Raw genomic sequence first — 18355 nt, forward strand, 5'->3', positions numbered from 1 at the left:
GTTCAAAGCCGCTCGCGCAAAAAATCCACAAAGGCCCGAGTCCGTGCCGAGCGACGTCGGTCTTGACTGAACACGGCGCTGATGGGCAGCGCCAGCGGCTGGTAATCGGCAAGCACGGTGCAGACGGTTGCCTGGCGAATATCGGCCGCGAACAACCACTGCGGTGACAGCGAAACACCCAGGCCCGACAGCACCATTTCCCGGATCGCCTCGCTGCTGTTGCAGGTGACGTTGCCCTTGATCGTTACGCTGTGCTGTCGGCCATCCTGGTCGAACCGCCAGACGTCGTAATGCTCCAGCAGCGTGAAGGCCAAACAGTTATGGCGGGCCAGGTCAGCCGGTGCGAGAGGCGTGCCATGCTGTTGCAGATAGGCGGGGGAGGCGTACACCCGGCGCGGGCTGTCGCCGAGAGAAATCGCCACCAGCCCTTCGCTGTTCACCACGCCGATGCGAATGGCCAGGTCGATGTTTTCCTTCAACACATCCTCGTTCTGATCGCTTAGCCTCAAGTCGATCCGAAGCTGTGGGTGACGTGCGAGGAATTCGCCCACCAACGGCGCAATACACAACCGGCCGAAACTGACGGGCGCCGCCACGCGCAGGAGGCCGGCGATCTGTTCTTGCCCACTGGCGAAACTGAGGCGTGCCGTGTCCAGGCTGGCGAGTATGTCCTTGCTTTCGGCGTAGAAGCGCTGGCCCTGGTCGGTCAACGCGAGGTGGCGGGTGCTACGGGCAAACAGCGCCCCGCCAAGGTGTTGCTCCAAGGCGCGGATCTGCTTGCTCACCGCCGGTTGGCCCAGGTTCAGTTCCCTGGCGACGGCCGAAAACGAGCCGCGCTCCACCACCCGCACGAACACCTGCATTGCGTCGAACAGATCCATCAGGATTTGGCCTCTGCCTGGAATAAATCCTATCCATTGTTGCTCACTTATCGGAATGCGTCTTCGCTCGCATGATGAACCTACCACTCATTGGAGGTTTACCGTCATGAACAACACCATGTCCGCCGCCGTTGCCGAAACCGCTCAGGCTGCGCTGATTGTCCGTTCCATCTCCCGACCCATTCCCGGTAAAGGCCAGGTATTGATCAAGGTACATGCCGCCGGAATCAACCCGCTGGACACCAAGATCGCGGCGGGAGGCGGGGCCCACGCGCGCCAGCCGCTGCCTGCCGTATTGGGGATCGACCTGGCCGGGACGGTGGTTGAACGGGGAGAGGGCGTGAATGACTTTGCGCCTGGCGACGAGGTGTTCGGCATGGCCGGCGGGATCGGCGGGGCCCAAGGCGCGCTGGCCGAATACATCGCGGTCGATGCCCGCTTGATTGCGCCCAAGCCCCGCTCACTGAGCATGCGCGAAGCGGCCGCCTTGCCGCTGGCATTCATCACGGCCTGGGAAGGCTTGGTCGATCGCGCCAACGTTCGGGCCGGGCAACAGGTGTTGATACATGGTGGGGCGGGTGGCGTCGGTCAAATGGCCGTGCAAATCGCCAAGGCCCGGGGCGCCGAGGTCTACGCCACGGGCTCGGCCGACAGCCAGGGTTTCATCCGCGAACTGGGCGCGTCAGCCATCGATTACCGGACCCAGGACACCGACAGCTACGTGCGCCAGTACACCGATGGCGAAGGCTTCGACATCGTCTACGACACCGTTGGCGGCCCGACCCTGGATGCGTCTTTCAACGCGGTAAAGACCTACACCGGCCATGTGCTCAGTTGCCTCGGCTGGGGCCAGCACAGCCTCGCGCCGTTGTCGTTCCGAGGGGCGAGCTATTCCGGGGTGTTTACGTTGATGCCGCTGCTGACGGGCAAGGGGCGCGAGCATCATGGTCAGATCTTGCGGGAGGCCGCCGCTCTGGTTGAGTCAGGGCAATTGCGGATCAAGCTGGATCAGCGCCGGTTTGGCCTGGAGCAAGTCAATGAGGCCTTTGCCCAGGTAGCCGAGGGGCGTGGGGCGGGGAAAACGGTAGTGGACATTGGGATCGAGTGAGACGGGGCCGCACTCCGTCAGGGCCAAACAACTTGAGCGCTCATTCAAACCCCGTAGAATGCGGCCGCCACTATGCCGCTACCTCTCAAGGACGAATTCAAACATGCGAGTTTTTACCCTGTTGCTGGCCCTCTGCCTTATGGCAGGTTGCGCTTCGAAGCCCGATTACTACATTTCCCCTGCGCCGGTGGCGATCCCCGAGACCGCCACCTATTGGATCGACACGTTCAACGTTGAAGTCGTCGGCAAAAACGAACGCTTCCTGCCCGACGAAAAAGTCCGTGACCAGTTGCACACCGACCTGATCGTCCGCCTGCTCGACGGCAATCGCTATGCCTCCAGCAAGGAAACCGCTGACTATCTGCTGGACGTCAACGCTGTCTATGCGCGCCGTATTCAAGACACTCAAGGTGGTCTCATGAACAAAATCGTCGCCGACGGTACGTATCTGGCCAGTGTCGATTTCAATTATCAGGTCAAGGTGAAGAAGGCCGGTGCCGAAGTGCTGCACTTTGCCCAGGCCCGCCAGGGGCTGATGCCAGGTGGGGCGATCGGGCAACTTGAGGCCATGAGAGGCATCGCGGGCGCCCTGACGAACAGAGGCAACTCCGATGTCGAAGACTATTACACCGGCCATTTGAGCGGATTCATCGCCGATGATCTGCGGGGCATTCCGTCCCGCTAACAATGCCTGCTGCAACGGGCTGGCGCTTGGTCCGATCGCGGTAACGGCCTGGCCACTTTGGGGGTGCCCAGCCCGGTTTTTTCAGCGCGCTAAAAAAAGTTTTTGGTCGTTAACCCGAACCTCGTGTGCCTTGCGTCTGAGCTTGTGTACGAATCATTCATTCACGAGGTTCAGCCCATGTTCCGTCCACTTCCCTTTATGCGTCCTGCTGCCCAAGGCTTCGCCGTGACTTTGCTGGTGGCGTTGGCCGGTTGTGGGGTGTCTTCCCGTGAGGCTGCCAAGCCGTCCGAACCGGTAGCCGTGGCGCCCAGCGTTGTACCGCAAGGCGAGATCGTCGAAATGCACCCCTCGGCGGTCAAGCGCATGGCCATGACGCCGACATTGATGCCCGCCCCAAGGGTGGCGAACGATGCCATCGCCGCGGGTTACCGCGCCGAGCCGCGTGAACAGTACGAAAAACTGCCGGACAATCCCATCCACAGCGTGGCCGAAACGCCGGTCTCGACCTTCAGCGTGGATGTCGACACCGGCAGCTACGCCAATGTGCGACGTTTGCTCAACCAAGGCAGCCTGCCACCCGAAGGTGCTGTGCGGCTGGAGGAAATGGTCAATTATTTTCCGTATAGCTACGCCCTGCCCACCGACGGTTCACCCTTCGGCGTGACCACCGAGGTGGCCCCATCGCCGTGGAATCCCCACAGCCGCTTGCTGCGCATCGGCATCAAGGCCAGCGACCGCGCCGTAGCGGATCTGGCGCCGGCCAACCTGGTCTTCCTGGTGGATGTTTCCGGCTCCATGGACCGTCGCGAAGGCCTGCCGCTGGTCAAGAGCACGCTGAAACTGCTGGTGGACCAATTGCGCGATCAGGATCGGGTGTCCCTGGTGGTCTATGCCGGCGAATCCCGGGTGGTGCTCAAGCCCACCTCGGGGCGCGACAAGGTGACAATCCGCAACGCCATCGATCAACTCGACGCCGGTGGTTCCACCGCGGGCGCCTCGGGTATCGAACTGGCCTATCAGATGGCTCGCGAGAGTTTTATCGACAAGGGCATCAACCGCATCCTGCTGGCCACCGATGGTGACTTCAACGTCGGCATCAGTGATTTCGACAGCCTCAAGCAGATGGCGGTGGACCAGCGTAAAAGCGGCGTATCCCTGACGACGTTGGGCTTCGGTGTGGATAACTACAACGAGCATCTGATGGAGCAGTTGGCTGACGCTGGTGACGGTAACTACGCCTACATCGACAACCTGCTCGAAGCGCGCAAAGTCTTGGTCGACCAGCTCAGCTCTACCCTGGCGGTGGTGGCGCGGGATGTGAAGTTGCAGGTGGAGTTCAACCCTGCCCAGGTCAGTGAGTATCGCCTGCTCGGTTATGAGAACCGCGCGTTGAAGCGTGAGGATTTCAACAACGACAAGGTCGATGCGGGCGAGATCGGTGCCGGGCATACGGTGACGGCCTTGTATGAAATTGTCCCGAAGGGCCAGCCGGGCTGGTTGGAGCCGCTGCGCTATGCCAGTACATCCCAGCCGGAGGGTAAGTCAGGCGAATTGGCGATGTTGCGCGTACGCTACAAACCCGTTGAGGGCGGTAGCAGTCGATTGATCGAGCATCCGATTGCGGGCGTGCAGGACGAACACAAGGCCAGCGATGACCTGCGTTTCTCTGCCGCCGTGGCGGCCTTCGCCCAGCAGCTCAAGGGTGATGGGCGTTACACTGGGACGATGAGCTTGAAGGACACCGCACAATTGGCGCGCTCGGCCCGTGGTGATGACCCGTTTGGGCTGCGTGCCGAGTTTGTGCAGTTGGTGGAGCTTGCCCAGAGCCTCGAGCCTGCGGCCAAGCGCTGATCCCGAGCGCAACGGGGATCAAAAATGTGGGAGCGAGCTCCCTCCCACAGGGTCTCCTTGTTGTCTGCCAGGACTGTGTTGAAATGACCGGAAAGGAGTTCGTCACCGACATGCCCGCTGCGCTTGATTCTCCCAGCGACGAATCGCTGCTGGCCCGCTACCGCAACGGCGACGGGGCTTCTTTCGAAGTCCTGTACGCCCGCCATCGGCAAGGGCTCTACCGTTTCCTCGTGTCCTTGAGCAACAAGGCCGAACTGGCCGAGGAAGTCTTCCAGGACACCTGGCTCAGCCTGATTCGCAGCACCACCCAGCCACAAGGCCGGGCGAGCTTTCGCACCTGGCTGTTCCAGATTGCCCGCAACCGCTTGATCGATCACTGGCGCAAGCATGGCGTCCACAACCCGTTGCACGACAGTTACGACGAGCAGCTTCACGTCCAGCCCGACGACACCAGCAGCCCCGAGCGGCAGTTGAGCCTGAGTCGCGACCAGGCGCGTCTCGATGCTGCGTTGCAGGCCTTGCCCGAGGATCAGCGGGAAGTTTTCCTGCTGCGCCTGCACGGCGACCTGGAACTGCCGCAGATTGCCGCTTTGACCGGCGTCCCACTGGAAACGGTCAAGAGCCGCTTGCGTTACGCCCAGCAGAAATTGCAGCGACTGCTGGCCGAGGAGGTACCCGCATGATCGACCCCAAACACACCCCGGATCCCGACGACGAAATGCTGGTCGAGCATTTCCGCCAACATGCCAGCGGCGAGCCGCCGGCCTCCCTGGACGCCTTCATCCTGGCCGCCGCCCGCCGTGAAGCCCCGACGCCCACGCCAAGCCTGTGGCAGCGCTGGCTACAGGCCTGCCAACGGCCGCGCTGGCAAATGGCATTCGCCACGGTCGCCGGTGTGGCGCTGATGATCGGCCTGGTGCTGCGTTCGCCCGTGCCCCACGACGAGCTGGCCTCACCTGCCTCGATGGAGTTTTCCGCCGATCGGCAGGAACCCGTCGTTGTCGCCGCACCGCCGCCGGCCATGCCTGCTCCCGCACCGATCACCCGCATGGGGCCCCAGGGCGAACTGGCCCGGGCGCCGGCAAGCCCTGTGCAAGCCTTGGCGGAAAAGTCAGCGGCGAAAATGAGCAAATCCGCGCCCGCTGCACTGCCATCGCTGGAGCAGGGCCTGATGGAAATCCTGCGTTTGCGCGAGGCGGGTGAGAGCAAGGCTGCTGATGAAAAGCTGCTGGCGTTGCATAAGCGCTTTCCCGAGGAGGACTTGCCGGCGCGGTTGGAGGTGTTGCGCAAGCGTTGAGCGAAACCAACGCGTAAAAAAACTCCCGGTCATAAAGGCGGGTATTGGAGCGTCACTGATTCCAAAAGTTGAAGGGGTACTTGCCAGGCGGACGACACTCGGGAGTCGCGTTACAAATGCAGGCATAGCAGGATCACTTGAGCGGAACTATGCTCGCCAGCATGAAAAAGCTGATGCTCGAACTCGACGGAACCGACCCAAGCAAGCTCTCTATGGCTCGCTTGACGGATTATCTGTGCGAGCTCGCAGAGCTTTTCGGCTCGCAAGATAATGTTCATTTCGACTCTGTCACCGAAGGTTGTGTTTGCCTGAATACTTGGGTGGAAGACGACAAGTACCCCCACGTCCTGAACAGGGTGCGTAAGGCCGCTCAGGGAGTTGGGCCCAAGCGTGCAAGAAAGGCGTACCTGCAACTCTCTGCATTGATGGAGCAAGATCGAGTGGATGGTGTCTTGCAAGCTGCAGATGCGAACATCCTTCAATTCCCCAAAGCAAAGACCGCTCCCCCTCCCATGGTCGTCATCAAGCAAGGTAGCGTTCAAGGGCGCCTGTATGTCGTTGGTGGAAAGGACGAGACGGTTCCTGTTCGGCTTGAGGGCGCTGGTGGCGAAACTCTTCTTTGTGAAGCCGATACGGTATTGGTTGAACAACTGGGCAAGCTCTTGTTCAAGTATGTTCGCGTTCATGGAAAGGGTGAGTGGGAAAGTCGACCGCATGGCGGCTGGCGGTTGAGAAAAATGTTCATTCAATCCTACGAGAGACTTGAAAAAACCTCTTTGCGCAGTGCGGTTACCCAGCTCAAGGAACTGGGTGGTATCACCTGGAGCGAGATGGATGATCCCCATGGAACGATTCAGAACCTAAGGGGATGAGGTGCGCATAGTTCTCGATACCAACGTTCTCGTCCAAGCCTTGGGAAATGCAAAGGACGGTATCGTTTGATCGGAATTTTCACCAGAGCCATCTGGATGTCATAAACGGCTTTTCGTGTTTTGAAATCATATCGTTCGATCAGATCGCTGCGGTCGAATGTGCTCGTATGGTCGATGACAATGAGCTGAAGGTGCTTGACCCGGCAGCAACGAAAGCCAAGTTACGTTTTGATCGCCAGATAATTGCTACTGCTCTCGCAACCAACGCTGATGAAGTCTGGACTCATGATGTGGGTCTTTACTCCAAAGCTCAGAAATGCGGACTTGTGGTGAAGTCCTTAGGAGATATTGAGCCGGCTCCTGAGCAACTCGAGGCCGATCTCGACCACTGAGTGCTGCCCGAGTCGGTTGGTGATGGAAACCAGGCCTCTTTAGTTATTTGCAACACGGCCCCTGTCGGTTGATGCGCTGCGGCGCTGATACCGCTCAGGGGTTTTTTAATGCCTGAATTGCTTACTTGCAGGCTCCTATGGGGTCGACGCTCCATAAAAAAAGCCCCAATCCGTTAGGACTGGGGCTTTTGATTTTCCATGTATGGTGCACCAGGCGGGATTCGAACCCACGACCCCTGCCTTCGGAGGGCAGTACTCTATCCAGCTGAGCTACTGGTGCGACGCGGGCGCCATGATACTCATATGCGTGGCAGGCGTCCATGCTACTGAATCGCCTGCGTTTTCGGGCGGCTCGACGGCTCTTGGCTACGCTGATCAGAAAAAGCGGGCAAATTCGGCTTTTTCGTTCTTTTTTTCGAACAGCCTATTGTCCTTCACCCCTATCGGCCCTAGGATTCGTTTGAGATTTCAAACGCTCTTGTCTGGGTGCTGAACCGCACGTCTGTGCTTTTGTGCGTTATTTCTGTGCTTCAGCCCGGTGAATGATTTCCCTGACGGCAGCCCCCGAGGCGCCTTTCTACAAATCTAATTCGCTCCGCGCGTGCGCGGTGCTGTTAAGGAAAGCCGACATGCAGCTTAAAGACACCCAGTTGTTCCGCCAGCAAGCCTTCATCAATGGCGCTTGGGTCGATGCGGACAATGGTCAGACAATCAAGGTCACCAACCCGGCGACGGGCGAAGTGTTGGGCACCGTGCCGAAGATGGGCGCCGCCGAAACCCGTCGGGCGATTGAAGCCGCCGACAAGGCGCTGCCGGCCTGGCGTGCGCTGACGGCCAAGGAGCGCGCCAACAAGCTGCGCCGCTGGTACGAATTGCTGATCGAAAACCAGGACGACCTCGGTCGCCTGATGACGTTGGAACAAGGCAAGCCGCTGGCCGAAGCCAAGGGCGAAATCGTCTACGCCGCCTCGTTCATCGAATGGTTCGCCGAAGAAGCCAAGCGCATCTACGGTGACGTGATTCCCGGCCACCAGCCCGACAAGCGCCTGATCGTGATCAAGCAGCCGATCGGCGTGACCGCGGCCATTACCCCGTGGAACTTCCCGGCCGCGATGATCACCCGCAAGGCCGGCCCGGCCCTGGCTGCCGGTTGCACCATGGTCATCAAGCCGGCTTCGCAAACCCCGTTCTCGGCCCTGGCCCTGGTGGAACTGGCGCACCGTGCTGGCATCCCGCAAGGCGTGTTGAGCGTCGTTACCGGCAGCGCCGGCGACATCGGTGGCGAGCTGACCAGCAACCCGATCGTGCGTAAGCTGTCTTTCACCGGCTCGACCGAGATCGGTCGCCAGTTGATGGCCGAATGTGCCAAGGACATCAAGAAAGTCTCCCTGGAACTGGGCGGCAACGCGCCGTTCATCGTGTTCGACGACGCGGACCTGGATAAGGCCGTCGAAGGCGCGATCATTTCCAAATACCGCAACAACGGCCAGACCTGCGTCTGCGCCAACCGCCTGTACATCCAGGATTCGGTGTACGACGCGTTTGCCGAAAAACTGAAAGTGGCGGTCGCCAAGCTCAAGATCGGCAACGGTCTGGACGATGGCACCACCACAGGTCCCTTGATCGACGGCAAAGCGGTTGCCAAGGTGCAAGAGCACATTGCCGATGCCGTCAGCAAAGGCGCGACCGTGCTGTCGGGCGGCAAGGCGATGGAAGGCAACTTCTTCGAGCCGACCATCCTGACCAACGTACCGAACAACGCCGCCGTGGCGAAGGAAGAAACCTTCGGCCCACTGGCACCGCTGTTCCGCTTCAAAGACGAAGCCGAAGTGATCGCGATGTCCAACGACACCGAGTTCGGCCTGGCCTCGTACTTCTATGCCCGCGACCTGGGCCGTGTGTTCCGTGTGGCCGAAGCCCTGGAATACGGCATGGTCGGCGTCAACACCGGGTTGATTTCCAACGAAGTCGCGCCATTCGGCGGCATCAAGGCTTCGGGCCTGGGCCGTGAAGGCTCCAAGTACGGCATCGAGGATTACCTGGAAATCAAATACCTCTGCCTGGGTATCTGATCTGCTTCAAGCGCAAAGGGCACGAGAGCGCTGTCCCTTTGCGCGTTTCACCCGTTCTGTTTCTTGTGGCCGGAACGCTGCGGCAGTCGATCATCGCATGCTGTCGCAGTTGCCTCCCCGCCATGTATTCCTTGAACGACGCCGCCCTGAGCTGCGAATGAGGACATTTTTATGAGCAAGACCAACGCAGACCTGATGGCCCGCCGTACCGCCGCTGTTCCACGCGGTGTTGGCCAGATTCACCCGATCTTTGCCGAATCGGCGAAGAACGCCACGGTAACCGACGTTGAAGGTCGTGAGTTCATCGACTTCGCTGGCGGTATCGCCGTGCTGAACACCGGCCACGTGCACCCGAAAATCATCGCCGCCGTGACCGCACAGTTGAACAAGCTGACCCACACCTGCTTCCAGGTCCTGGCCTACGAGCCGTATGTGGAACTGTGCGAAAAAATCAACGCCAAGGTGCCGGGTGATTTCGCCAAGAAAACCCTGCTGGTGACCACCGGTTCGGAAGCGGTGGAAAACGCCGTGAAAATCGCCCGCGCCGCCACGGGCCGTGCCGGTGTGATCGCCTTCACCGGCGCTTACCACGGTCGCACCATGATGACCCTGGGCCTGACCGGTAAAGTCGTGCCGTACTCGGCCGGCATGGGCTTGATGCCAGGCGGCATCTTCCGTGCGCTGTACCCGAACGAACTGCACGGCGTGAGCATCGACGACTCCATCGCCAGCATCGAGCGTATCTTCAAGAACGACGCCGAGCCGCGTGACATCGCGGCAATCATCATCGAGCCGGTACAGGGCGAAGGTGGTTTCTACGTAGCGCCCAAGGAATTCATGAAGCGCCTGCGCGCTTTGTGCGACCAGCACGGCATTCTGCTGATCGCTGACGAAGTGCAGACCGGTGCCGGCCGTACCGGCACTTTCTTCGCCATGGAGCAGATGGGCGTTGCCGCCGACCTGACCACCTTTGCCAAGTCCATCGCTGGCGGCTTCCCGTTGGCCGGTGTCTGCGGCAAGGCTGAATACATGGATGCCATCGCGCCGGGTGGCCTGGGCGGTACCTACGCCGGTAGCCCGATCGCCTGTGCGGCGGCGCTGGCGGTGATGGAAGTGTTCGAAGAAGAACACCTGCTGGACCGCTGCAAGGCTGTGGGCGAGCGTCTGGTGACCGGCCTCAAGGCGATCCAGAAGAAGTACCCGGTCATCGGTGAAGTGCGTGCCCTGGGCGCGATGATCGCCGTGGAGCTGTTCGAAAACGGCGACTCCCACAAGCCGAACGCCGCAGCGGTAGCCCAAGTCGTGGCCAAGGCGCGCGACAAGGGGCTGATCCTGCTGTCCTGCGGCACCTACGGCAACGTACTGCGGGTGCTGGTGCCGCTGACCGCGCCGGACGAGCAAATGGACAAAGGCCTGGCGATCATCGAAGAGTGCTTCTCCGAACTCTGAGTGACGGTTGTGCGCTGATCCACAAAAACCCGCCTTCTGGCGGGTTTTTTCATGTCCGCGAAGTTGCCTGGTGGATTTTGAGCTGTCTGGAACGACCACCAACGTCTAAGGTGCAAGTATGGCAAGGGAGCATGCTGCATGACTGCTGTGGATTTACCCGCTGTACCCCGTGTGTTGATCGCCGAGGCCGATCCGGCGTCCCGCGAGCTGCTTGAGCAGGTGTTGTCGGGTGTGCGCTGCGATGCTCGGGTGGACACTTGTGGCGACGGCAAAGAGGCTTTGGATTTGCTGGCGAAGCATCCCTACGACCTGGTGATTGCCGATTGGGAGCTGCCGGGGGTTGATGGCCTGGCGATTCTGCGTGGCCTTCGCCAGCAGCATCGCACGCCGCCGTTGCCGTTCATCCTGATGAGCCGGCGCAACGACAGCGCCAGCGTGCGCGAGGTCTTGCCGCTGGCGCCGATCGCGTATCTGACCAAGCCCTTGAACCGGGAAAACCTGACCCAGCGTTTGCAGGGGTTGCTAGTGGGTGGCGGTGAAGAAACCTCCAACGATGCGCCGGTTCCGGGGCCGGCGTTGACCTTGCTCTCCTTCCTGGAACGTCGGCGTGACCTGTCCGAGGGCGCGCCCTTGATGACCGATGTGCAAGTGGCGGTCAAGCGCAGCCTCAACCCCGGCGGCCTGGACCTGAAACTGCTCGAAGAAGAGATCCGCACCGACCCGCAGATCACCGCGGTGCTGATCGCGGCGGCCAACAGCGCTGCCCAGCATCAGGGCGGTGGCCCGGTGCAGACCGTGGCCCAGGCGCTGCACCAGCTTGGTTCCGGACCAAGCATGAACCTGATCCTCGCCCTGACCCTCAAACGCTGCGCCCGGCTCAGCGTCCCATGCCTGGCGGACTATGCCGAGCGTTACTGGGAGCTGTCGCTGCACACGGCCGAATACGCCCGGACGATGGCACGCTTGCTGGACCTGGAGCAGGAGCGCTGCTATTGCGCCGGGTTGTTGCATCGCCTGGGCGACCTGGCGTTGCTGCGCTGCCTGGAAGAGTGGAAACAGGCCGGTGGCGAGCTGGACGAGCCGGAGGAAGTCGGCGACTCGCTGGACAGGTTCGGCGCCAGTTTCGGCTCGGCGTTACGTGCCCGCTGGCGTCTGCCGTTGGAACTACGGGAGTTGATCGCGGCGGTCTATAGCTTGGGGGGCGGGGTATATTCCCGTGAGGCCTTGGTGATGAACATGGCGGCACAGATGGCGCACCTGCCCGCGCATGAGGGCCTCGAAGAACTGGCCCGTAGCCGAACGGCGCGGTTGCTGAAGATCGGCTTGCCGGAGTTGATGCGGTTGCGCCGTAAGTAAGACCACCGCCTAACCCCTGTGGGAGCGGGCTTTGTGGGAGCAAAGCTTGCTCGCGATGCAGGCAACTCGGGTTCAAGTGGACACCGAGGCGCTGCTATCGCGGGCAAGCCTTGCTCCCACAGTTGATCAGTGGCGGGACAACTCACTCAAGCAGCGATGATACGGTTCTTTCCCTTGCGCTTGGCTTCGTACATGGCCGCGTCGGCGCGGGCGAACAGGCTGTCGAGGGACTGGTCTTCGGGGGTAATGGTGGTCAGGCCCTGGCTCACGGTAATGCCGAAGTTCTGTTCACCGCAGCGGAACATCAGGCGCTGGATTTCCCGTTGCAACCGCTCGGCTACTTGCAGCGCCATGTCCGGGGGGCAGCCGGGGAACACCGCGGCGAACTCTTCGCCGCCGATCCGCCCGAACAGGTCACCGCGCCGGAGCACGGACCGCCCGCTTTCGGCGATTCTCTGCAACACGGTATCGCCTTCCTGATGGCCGTAGGTGTCGTTGATCACCTTGAAGTCATCGATGTCCAGCAACAGGAACGCCATGGGCATGCCTTGTAGCCGTGCCTGCTCGAACTCGCGGTGGGCACATTCGAAGAAATGCCGGCGATTGCTGCTTTGGGTCAGCACGTCGGTGGTCGCCAGGCGCTGCAGTTCGCTTTCCAGCAGCTTCTTTTCGGTGATGTCTTCGGCAATGCCCACCACAATCACCGGTTGCCCTGGCTCGGCCTTGCGGTTGATAAAGCATTTGTCGCTCAGCCAGCGGATCTGGCCGTTGCCGGCGATGATGCGGTATTCACGGTCTTCGACGGCGCCTTTGACCAATACCTCGGCCAGGCTGCGCTCGGCGTACTCCAGGTCGTCGGGGTAGATTGCGTCGCGCCATTCGTTGAAGTCAGCCAGGACCAGGCCGGCGGGGCGGCCGAAGATCCGCTCGTAGGCGGGGCTGACATACAGCACCTGCCGGGTTTCCCAGTTGAACGCCCACAGCACGGCATTGACGCTGACCAGCAACGAGCTGAACAGCTGCTCACGCTCGCTCAGGCGCGCCACTTCACCCTGGGCATGCATCAGCGCCATGAGCGTCTGGGCTGCCTCGGGCCATTGAGGTAGGGAGTAATCCTGTAGGTTCTTGTCGACCATCGGCACAAATCTCAAAGAGCATGCACTGCTGTTGGTTCGCACGCGCTTTCTCCAAAACCCGCCTGGATGGCGAAGTGCTCCTTGAGATAGGGGATTTGGGGCGAAGTTCCTTTTCAGGCGACGAAGGGCGGGGGATTTAGCGAGTCAGATGCCAAGTGTTGAACCTGTGGCGAGGGAGCTTGCTCCCTCGCCACAGTGGTTTTGTCAGGCCGTGGCAGGCCGTAGCGAGTAGGTCTTGAGCTGGTCGGCGAAGTCCCGCAGGGACTGGATGCCGCTGGCCTCGGCCTCGTGGACCCATTCCTTGATGGCGGCGAGCATGTCGTGGCCGTTGCTGCTGGTCTTGACCCAGATCTGCTGTAGGGCCAGGCGTTTCTCGTAGATCACCTTCAGCGCCTGGCTGTGTTCGAGCATGTTCTGGATGCGCACGTGGTGACGGTCGTCCAGCAGGCTGGTTTCCCGCGACAGCAGGCGTTTGGCCCGGTGGAACTGGTGACGCACCGAGTGATCGACCTTTTCCAGTTCCTGCTTGACCAGCGGCGCGATGACCAGCCGGCGGTACTGCGCCATGATCTGGAAACGGTTGTTGAGGATCGCCATGGCCGTGTCCATGTCCAGGTGGCCCTTGCCTTCGACCCGGTGGGCGATCGGCGCAACCCGCTGGACCTTGGCCAGGCGCAGGAAACTGAACACCCGGATCCAGGCCCAGCCCAGGTCGAACTCCCATTTGCGTACCGACAGCTTGGCCGAGTTGGGGTAGGTATGGTGGTTGTTGTGCAGCTCTTCGCCGCCGATCAGGATGCCCCAGGGCACCAGGTTGGTCGCCGCGTCGCGGCATTCGAAGTTGCGGTAGCCCACGGCATGGCCCAGGCCATTGACCACGCCGGCGGCCCACACGGGAATCCACATCATCTGGATGGCCCAGATGGTGATGCCGATGGTGCCGAACAACAGCAGGTCGATGATGCCCATGATCGCCACGCCCAGCAGCGGGAAGCGGCTGTAGAGGTTGCGCTCGATCCAGTCGTCGGGGCAGTTCTTGCCGTAGATGCGCAGGGTTTCCGGGTTTTCCGCCTCGGCCCGATACAGCTCGGCGCCTTTGCGCAGCACGGTGGACAAGCCTTTTATGACCGGGCTGTGCGGGTCGTCGACGGTTTCGCATTTGGCGTGGTGCTTGCGGTGGATGGCGGTCCACTCGCGGGTGTTCTGCGCCGTGGTCAGCCACAGCCAGAAACGGAAGAAGTGTTTGAGGCCGGCGTTGAGCTCCAGGGAGCGGTGCGCCGAATAACGGTGCAGGTAGACCGTGACGGCAATGATCGTGACGTGGGTCATCAGCAGGGTGACTGCCACCAGTGACCAGGCCGACAAGCCAAGAAAACCTTCGTACCACATAGGCTGTAGGGCCCTCGATAAAAATAGAAACAGCCGTTGCATTATCACCGGCCGTACAGATAAAACCAGTCGGCCTTTCAGATAAGAGTGGCTGAATGTTTCTTCCTCTATAATCCCCACCTCTCTGTAGGGACATGGATGGCCGAATGCCTGCCCATCAACGCAGTGCCATGCGCGTAGCGCTGCTTTACCTTGTGTTGTCAGTCGTCTGGCTGCAACTGATTGGTTATTTATTGAGCAGTTTCTTCGATCAATTCGCTGACAGGCAACGCTGGCTGCTGATCAACGGCTATGCCTGGGTCCTGCTCAGCGCCGGGTTGATCTTCCTGGCGCGGGCGCGGATCTCGCGATTTTTCGCCAAGGGCGAGCACGGTGTTGATCGAGAGCGCCTGCGCCAGGCTGCCGCCGTCTTCGATTGCACCCGCGAAGGGGTGTTGGTGACTGACCGCAACGGCCTGATCGTGCACGTGAACCGGGCCTTCATGGCGATCACCGGTTATGTGCGGGATGAAGTGTTGGGCCAGCGCCCCTCCCTGTTCAAGTCCGGTCGCCATGGGCCGGAATTCTATCGCGACATGTTTACCTCCCTGGACAGCCTGGGGGAGTGGAGCGGCGAGATCTGGAATCGGCGTAAAAGCGGTGAGATCTACCCGCAATGGCAGACGATCCGCGTCATTCGAGACGACAGCGGCGAGGTCAGCCATTATGTCGCGGTGTTTTCCGACATCAGCGCCATCAAGGATTCCGAGCACGAACTGGCCTACCTGGCCCATCACGACCCTCTGACAGGCTTGCCCAACCGCCTGCTGTTTTCCGATCGTACCGAGCAGGCCCTGGCGTCGGCGCAGTTGCACAAGCGTGGCTGTGCCCTGTTGCTGCTGGACCTGGATCACTTCAAGAACATCAATGACAGCCTGGGTCACAACGTGGGCGATGAATTGCTAAAAGGCGTGGCCGAGCGGTTCTGCGGGCTTTTTGCGCCGGGCGTGACCCTGGCCCGGCTGGGGGGCGACGAATTTGCGGTGCTGGTGGAAAACTGCTCGCAGCCAGGCCAGGCAGCGGCGCTGGCCCGGCGCATCCTGGACGCCTTGAAAGAGCCCCTGCGGTTTGATGACCACGCATTGTTCATCAATGCCAGCATCGGCATCAGCCTGTTTCCCGGCGATGCCCTGAGCGCCGGGCAGCTGCTGCGCAATGCCGATTCGGCGTTGTTCAAGGCCAAGAGCGCCGGGCGCGACGGCTACGCCTTGTACACCGAAGAACTTACCGCCCACGCCCAGCAGCGGGTCGAGATTGCCTTCGAACTGCGGCGCGCGCTGCAGCAACAGGAGTTGCGCGTTCACTACCAGCCGGTCCACGACCTGGCGACCAGTTGTCTGATCGGTGTCGAGGCGCTGGTGCGATGGGAGCATCCCACGCGTGGATTGGTGTCGCCGGCCGAGTTCATTCCCATCGCTGAACGTACCGGCCTGATTGCCCAGGTCGATGCCTGGGTCATGGACCAGGCCTGCCGGCAGATGTGCCAGTGGCAGCAGGCCGGCGTGGCGCTGTCGTTTGTCGCTGTCAACGTATCGAGTCGGTTGTTTGCCCGTCGTGAGTTGTATGACCAGGTCGCCCAGGTCTTGCATGACACGGGCCTGGATCCGGGTTGCCTGGAACTGGAAGTGACGGAAAGCGCGGTCATGGAAGACCCGGAGGTGGCGCTGGAGCAGATGCATCGCCTGCGGGAGTTGGGCGTGCGCCTGGCCATCGACGATTTTGGCACGGGCTATTCGTCGCTGCTGCGGCTCAAGCGTTTGCCGGTGCAGAAGCTCAAGATCGATCAGGGTTTTGTCGCGGGGTTGCCTTGGGATGAGGACGATGCCGCGATCGTCCGGGTGATCATTGCCCTGGCCCATAGCATGGGGATGCAGGTGCACGCCGAGGGCATCGAGCAGCGTGAGCAGGCGGTGTTTTTGCTTGGACAGGCGTGTGAGTTGGGGCAGGGTTACTGGTTTGGTCGGCCCGTGGCGGCGGCGCTGTTGGATTGGGGGCGGGCGCCGGTTATTGCTTGATCGTCAGGGGGATTGATGGCGGCCAGACAGCTGGCCAGGATTTTGTGATCGGGTACATATCCATTTCTGCGGTAACGGCGGCTTATGGTTCCGCTTTTACAGCGGGTCACTTTCGAAAAGCGCGAAAGTAACCAAAGCGCTCATGCCCCACCACTCGGCACCTCGCTTAGGCTCGGTGTGCCCTCACTCCGGCATTGCTCCGTGGGCCCGCCGCGAAGGGCCATCCATGGCCCAGCGCGGCTATCCCGGCATCCATGCCGGGATGCCCACTCCACAATGCCTGCGTTCGGCCAGCGTGGTTAACGGGGCGCCCGAGATCAACGTCCACCACGAGGCGGCCTAGTAGCCGACCTGGTTCTCCCGGTCGTACACCCTTCAGATCTGTTTGAGCAGGACCTGTGGGAGCAAAGCTTGCTCGCGAGGCGGCCTGACAGCCGACCTGGTTCTCCGGTTCTACCCCAATCCAACTGTGGGAGCGAGCCTGCTCGCGAAGGCGTCGGTTCAGCTTGCATCATTGTTGCCTGACACTCCGCTATCGCGAGCAAGCTCGCTCCCACAGTTGTTTTGGGTTGACTGTGGTATCCGCGACAACCCAATTTCCCCTGTGGGAGCGAGCTTGCTCGCGATGGCGTCGGCTCAGCTTGCCTCAATGTAGGTGCTATCCCTTGGCGCTGTGTGCCGCCATCTCCTTGGTTTCCAAATGATCCAATGCCCGCTCGACCAACAACTGCACCCCATCGGCCATGCGGCTGATCGCCAGGGCGACGCAGCGGCGTGAGTCGTCCACGTCGTCAGCCAGGTCGGCGGCGATGGTGCTGATGGAGAGCAGGTCTTCGGAGGCGTTGGCCAGCAGGGTTTCGGTGTCGATGTGGGGGGCGACGATGAACAGCTTGGTGCTGTCGGGTTCGGGCGGCGAGGCGGGCTTGGGGTTGAGGTAGTAGTCGAGGGCGCGGGTGGCGGCGTCATCGAGCTTTTTTTCTTCTTGCGCTTGGACGCGGGATTTGTGGCCGTTTTGCGGAGGATTCGGCGTAGGTTTGAACATGGGTAGGTTTCCTATAGAGAACCGCCCTGGATCGCTTGCACGCAATGAAGGGTGGCAGCTGTGTGCGAGTGTGCAAGACCGAGCAACCTTACCCAAAACTCGGCAGATCCGAAGATCTCCCGAACACAGCCGCCATAAAACACGGGCGCGAATGCGCCACGAATGGCTAGAAGCATTAAGGGTTGGTGTTTTACCCGGACTTGCACGTCCGTGTCACCGTTTTTTGCGATGACGAACAGAGGTTATCCGCGCCATAGAGCGCTGCCTAGTTCATGAAAAGCCCTGCGTTTCGAAGGAAATATCCGAGGGTTTGGCAGGGAAAAAGCCCCCAGTCACCCCTGCCGTAGGACGTCGGCTACTTTCTGTAATTTTGGTTATATAAAAATTCTTAAATAGTCTTTTTAAGAATATCCGCCTTTATCTACTATTGCTCCACGCCGCAAGCAGTGCCGCCCACTGCCAGGCATTCATTCAAAGGAGCAGCAGCATGAGCGCATCTCTACGTAGCGTTGACGGCCAGGACGAAGCAACCATCTTGCGCGAGATCCAGAGCGCGTTGCGCGATCTACGCTTTGGGGCAGTGGAAATCACCGTGCACAACGCCCAGGTGGTCCAGATCGAACGCAAGGAAAAATTCCGCCTGCAGCAACCGAGTCATAAGCCGTCTTGAAAAAAGACAAAAGATCGCAGCCTTCGGCAGTGCCTACGGGGGGCTGAGTGTAGGAGCTGCCGAAGGCTGCGATCTTTTCCTACAAGCCAAACGAATTTCCA

At 60.8% G+C, this 18355-nt stretch carries 17 protein-coding genes and 1 tRNA gene; 13 read left to right on the forward strand and 5 right to left on the reverse strand.

Annotated features, from left to right (window positions below; all coding sequences use genetic code 11):
* Positions 1–2 precede the first annotated feature (2 nt).
* Positions 3–881 carry a LysR family transcriptional regulator gene (locus tag LOY50_RS00850; RefSeq protein WP_258690140.1) on the reverse strand — a complete coding sequence of 293 codons (879 nt, stop codon included), beginning with the start codon at positions 879–881 and terminating at the stop codon, positions 3–5.
* A gap of 106 nt (positions 882–987) precedes the next feature.
* Between LOY50_RS00850 and LOY50_RS00855 the strand changes: the two genes are divergently transcribed.
* The 7 genes from LOY50_RS00855 (at position 988) to LOY50_RS00885 (ending at position 7086) form a co-directional block, all read left to right on the forward strand.
* Entirely contained in the window at positions 988–1989 is a 1002-nt protein-coding gene (locus LOY50_RS00855) for a zinc-dependent alcohol dehydrogenase family protein (protein ID WP_253470765.1), read from the forward strand.
* 103 nt (positions 1990–2092) lie between these two features.
* Positions 2093–2674 carry a hypothetical protein gene (locus LOY50_RS00860; protein ID WP_214512919.1) on the forward strand — a complete coding sequence of 194 codons (582 nt, stop codon included), beginning with the start codon at positions 2093–2095 and terminating at the stop codon, positions 2672–2674.
* A gap of 177 nt (positions 2675–2851) precedes the next feature.
* Positions 2852–4525, forward strand: a complete 1674-nt coding sequence (locus LOY50_RS00865; RefSeq protein WP_258690141.1) for a VWA domain-containing protein — start codon at positions 2852–2854, stop codon at positions 4523–4525.
* 110 nt (positions 4526–4635) lie between these two features.
* Positions 4636–5208, forward strand: a complete 573-nt coding sequence (locus tag LOY50_RS00870; protein WP_258691197.1) for an RNA polymerase sigma factor — start codon at positions 4636–4638, stop codon at positions 5206–5208.
* Positions 5205–5822, forward strand: a complete 618-nt coding sequence (locus tag LOY50_RS00875; RefSeq protein WP_258690142.1) for a hypothetical protein — start codon at positions 5205–5207, stop codon at positions 5820–5822. The genes LOY50_RS00870 and LOY50_RS00875 overlap by 4 nt, the downstream gene beginning before the upstream one ends.
* Positions 5823–5971: 149 nt before the next feature.
* Positions 5972–6694, forward strand: coding sequence for a hypothetical protein (locus LOY50_RS00880; RefSeq protein WP_253470769.1), 723 nt, complete (start codon positions 5972–5974; stop codon positions 6692–6694).
* Positions 6695–6741: 47 nt separating this feature from the next.
* A complete protein-coding gene (locus LOY50_RS00885; RefSeq protein ID WP_258690143.1) occupies positions 6742–7086 on the forward strand; it encodes a hypothetical protein in 345 nt (114 codons plus the stop codon).
* A 203-nt stretch (positions 7087–7289) separates the two neighbouring features.
* Here the strand turns inward: LOY50_RS00885 and LOY50_RS00890 are convergent.
* A tRNA-Arg gene (locus LOY50_RS00890) sits at positions 7290–7366 on the reverse strand.
* Between the two features lie 349 nt (positions 7367–7715).
* Here LOY50_RS00890 and gabD point away from each other — a divergent pair.
* The 3 genes from gabD to LOY50_RS00905 all read left to right on the forward strand — a co-directional run bounded on the left by gabD (position 7716) and on the right by LOY50_RS00905 (position 11963).
* Positions 7716–9158: an NADP-dependent succinate-semialdehyde dehydrogenase gene (gene gabD / locus LOY50_RS00895; RefSeq protein ID WP_253470773.1), complete on the forward strand. Its 1443-nt coding sequence runs from the start codon at positions 7716–7718 to the stop codon at positions 9156–9158.
* Positions 9159–9329: 171 nt separating this feature from the next.
* Positions 9330–10607: a 4-aminobutyrate--2-oxoglutarate transaminase gene (gabT, locus tag LOY50_RS00900; protein WP_024616536.1), complete on the forward strand. Its 1278-nt coding sequence runs from the start codon at positions 9330–9332 to the stop codon at positions 10605–10607.
* 138 nt (positions 10608–10745) lie between these two features.
* A complete protein-coding gene (locus tag LOY50_RS00905; RefSeq protein ID WP_258690144.1) occupies positions 10746–11963 on the forward strand; it encodes a response regulator in 1218 nt (405 codons plus the stop codon).
* Between the two features lie 146 nt (positions 11964–12109).
* On the opposite strand, the gene LOY50_RS00910 is transcribed toward LOY50_RS00905, so the two are convergent.
* Positions 12110–13099: a sensor domain-containing diguanylate cyclase gene (locus tag LOY50_RS00910; protein ID WP_258690145.1), complete on the reverse strand. Its 990-nt coding sequence runs from the start codon at positions 13097–13099 to the stop codon at positions 12110–12112.
* A gap of 204 nt (positions 13100–13303) precedes the next feature.
* Complete coding sequence (gene desA, locus LOY50_RS00915) at positions 13304–14488, reverse strand: delta-9 fatty acid desaturase DesA (RefSeq protein WP_214512927.1); 1185 nt, start codon at positions 14486–14488, stop codon at positions 13304–13306.
* A 146-nt stretch (positions 14489–14634) separates the two neighbouring features.
* Between desA and dibA the strand changes: the two genes are divergently transcribed.
* Together dibA and LOY50_RS00925 are read left to right on the forward strand one after the other, a co-directional pair.
* Positions 14635–16542, forward strand: a complete 1908-nt coding sequence (gene dibA, locus LOY50_RS00920; protein WP_258690146.1) for a phosphodiesterase DibA — start codon at positions 14635–14637, stop codon at positions 16540–16542.
* 142 nt (positions 16543–16684) lie between these two features.
* Positions 16685–16885 (forward strand): nucleoid-structuring protein H-NS, encoded by a 201-nt coding sequence (locus LOY50_RS00925; protein ID WP_258691292.1) that lies wholly within the window; start codon positions 16685–16687, stop codon positions 16883–16885.
* 315 nt (positions 16886–17200) lie between these two features.
* On the opposite strand, the gene LOY50_RS00930 is transcribed toward LOY50_RS00925, so the two are convergent.
* Entirely contained in the window at positions 17201–17584 is a 384-nt protein-coding gene (locus LOY50_RS00930) for a DUF6124 family protein (RefSeq protein ID WP_024618576.1), read from the reverse strand.
* Between the two features lie 487 nt (positions 17585–18071).
* Between LOY50_RS00930 and oscA the strand changes: the two genes are divergently transcribed.
* Positions 18072–18254 carry a sulfur starvation response protein OscA gene (oscA, locus tag LOY50_RS00935; RefSeq protein WP_003186967.1) on the forward strand — a complete coding sequence of 61 codons (183 nt, stop codon included), beginning with the start codon at positions 18072–18074 and terminating at the stop codon, positions 18252–18254.
* Positions 18255–18355: the final 101 nt, after the last annotated feature.

Origin of the sequence: Pseudomonas sp. B21-010, assembly GCF_024749325.1 — a bacterium.
Lineage (GTDB): Bacteria > Pseudomonadota > Gammaproteobacteria > Pseudomonadales > Pseudomonadaceae > Aquipseudomonas > Aquipseudomonas kilonensis.

Bases quoted from the DNA above. Each gene is read 5' to 3' on its own strand.
- LOY50_RS00850 (WP_258690140.1), bottom strand. From the start codon at position 881: ATGGATCTGTTCGACGCAATGCAGGTGTTCGTGCGGGTGGTGGAGCGC.
- LOY50_RS00855 (WP_253470765.1), top strand. From the start codon at position 988: ATGAACAACACCATGTCCGCCGCCGTTGCCGAAACCGCTCAGGCTGCG.
- LOY50_RS00860 (WP_214512919.1), top strand. From the start codon at position 2,093: ATGCGAGTTTTTACCCTGTTGCTGGCCCTCTGCCTTATGGCAGGTTGC.
- LOY50_RS00865 (WP_258690141.1), top strand. From the start codon at position 2,852: ATGTTCCGTCCACTTCCCTTTATGCGTCCTGCTGCCCAAGGCTTCGCC.
- LOY50_RS00870 (WP_258691197.1), top strand. From the start codon at position 4,636: ATGCCCGCTGCGCTTGATTCTCCCAGCGACGAATCGCTGCTGGCCCGC.
- LOY50_RS00875 (WP_258690142.1), top strand. From the start codon at position 5,205: ATGATCGACCCCAAACACACCCCGGATCCCGACGACGAAATGCTGGTC.
- LOY50_RS00880 (WP_253470769.1), top strand. From the start codon at position 5,972: ATGCTCGCCAGCATGAAAAAGCTGATGCTCGAACTCGACGGAACCGAC.
- LOY50_RS00885 (WP_258690143.1), top strand. From the start codon at position 6,742: ATGCAAAGGACGGTATCGTTTGATCGGAATTTTCACCAGAGCCATCTG.
- gabD (WP_253470773.1), top strand. From the start codon at position 7,716: ATGCAGCTTAAAGACACCCAGTTGTTCCGCCAGCAAGCCTTCATCAAT.
- gabT (WP_024616536.1), top strand. From the start codon at position 9,330: ATGAGCAAGACCAACGCAGACCTGATGGCCCGCCGTACCGCCGCTGTT.
- LOY50_RS00905 (WP_258690144.1), top strand. From the start codon at position 10,746: ATGACTGCTGTGGATTTACCCGCTGTACCCCGTGTGTTGATCGCCGAG.
- LOY50_RS00910 (WP_258690145.1), bottom strand. From the start codon at position 13,099: ATGGTCGACAAGAACCTACAGGATTACTCCCTACCTCAATGGCCCGAG.
- desA (WP_214512927.1), bottom strand. From the start codon at position 14,488: ATGTGGTACGAAGGTTTTCTTGGCTTGTCGGCCTGGTCACTGGTGGCA.
- dibA (WP_258690146.1), top strand. From the start codon at position 14,635: ATGCCTGCCCATCAACGCAGTGCCATGCGCGTAGCGCTGCTTTACCTT.
- LOY50_RS00925 (WP_258691292.1), top strand. From the start codon at position 16,685: ATGCCCCACCACTCGGCACCTCGCTTAGGCTCGGTGTGCCCTCACTCC.
- LOY50_RS00930 (WP_024618576.1), bottom strand. From the start codon at position 17,584: ATGTTCAAACCTACGCCGAATCCTCCGCAAAACGGCCACAAATCCCGC.
- oscA (WP_003186967.1), top strand. From the start codon at position 18,072: ATGAGCGCATCTCTACGTAGCGTTGACGGCCAGGACGAAGCAACCATC.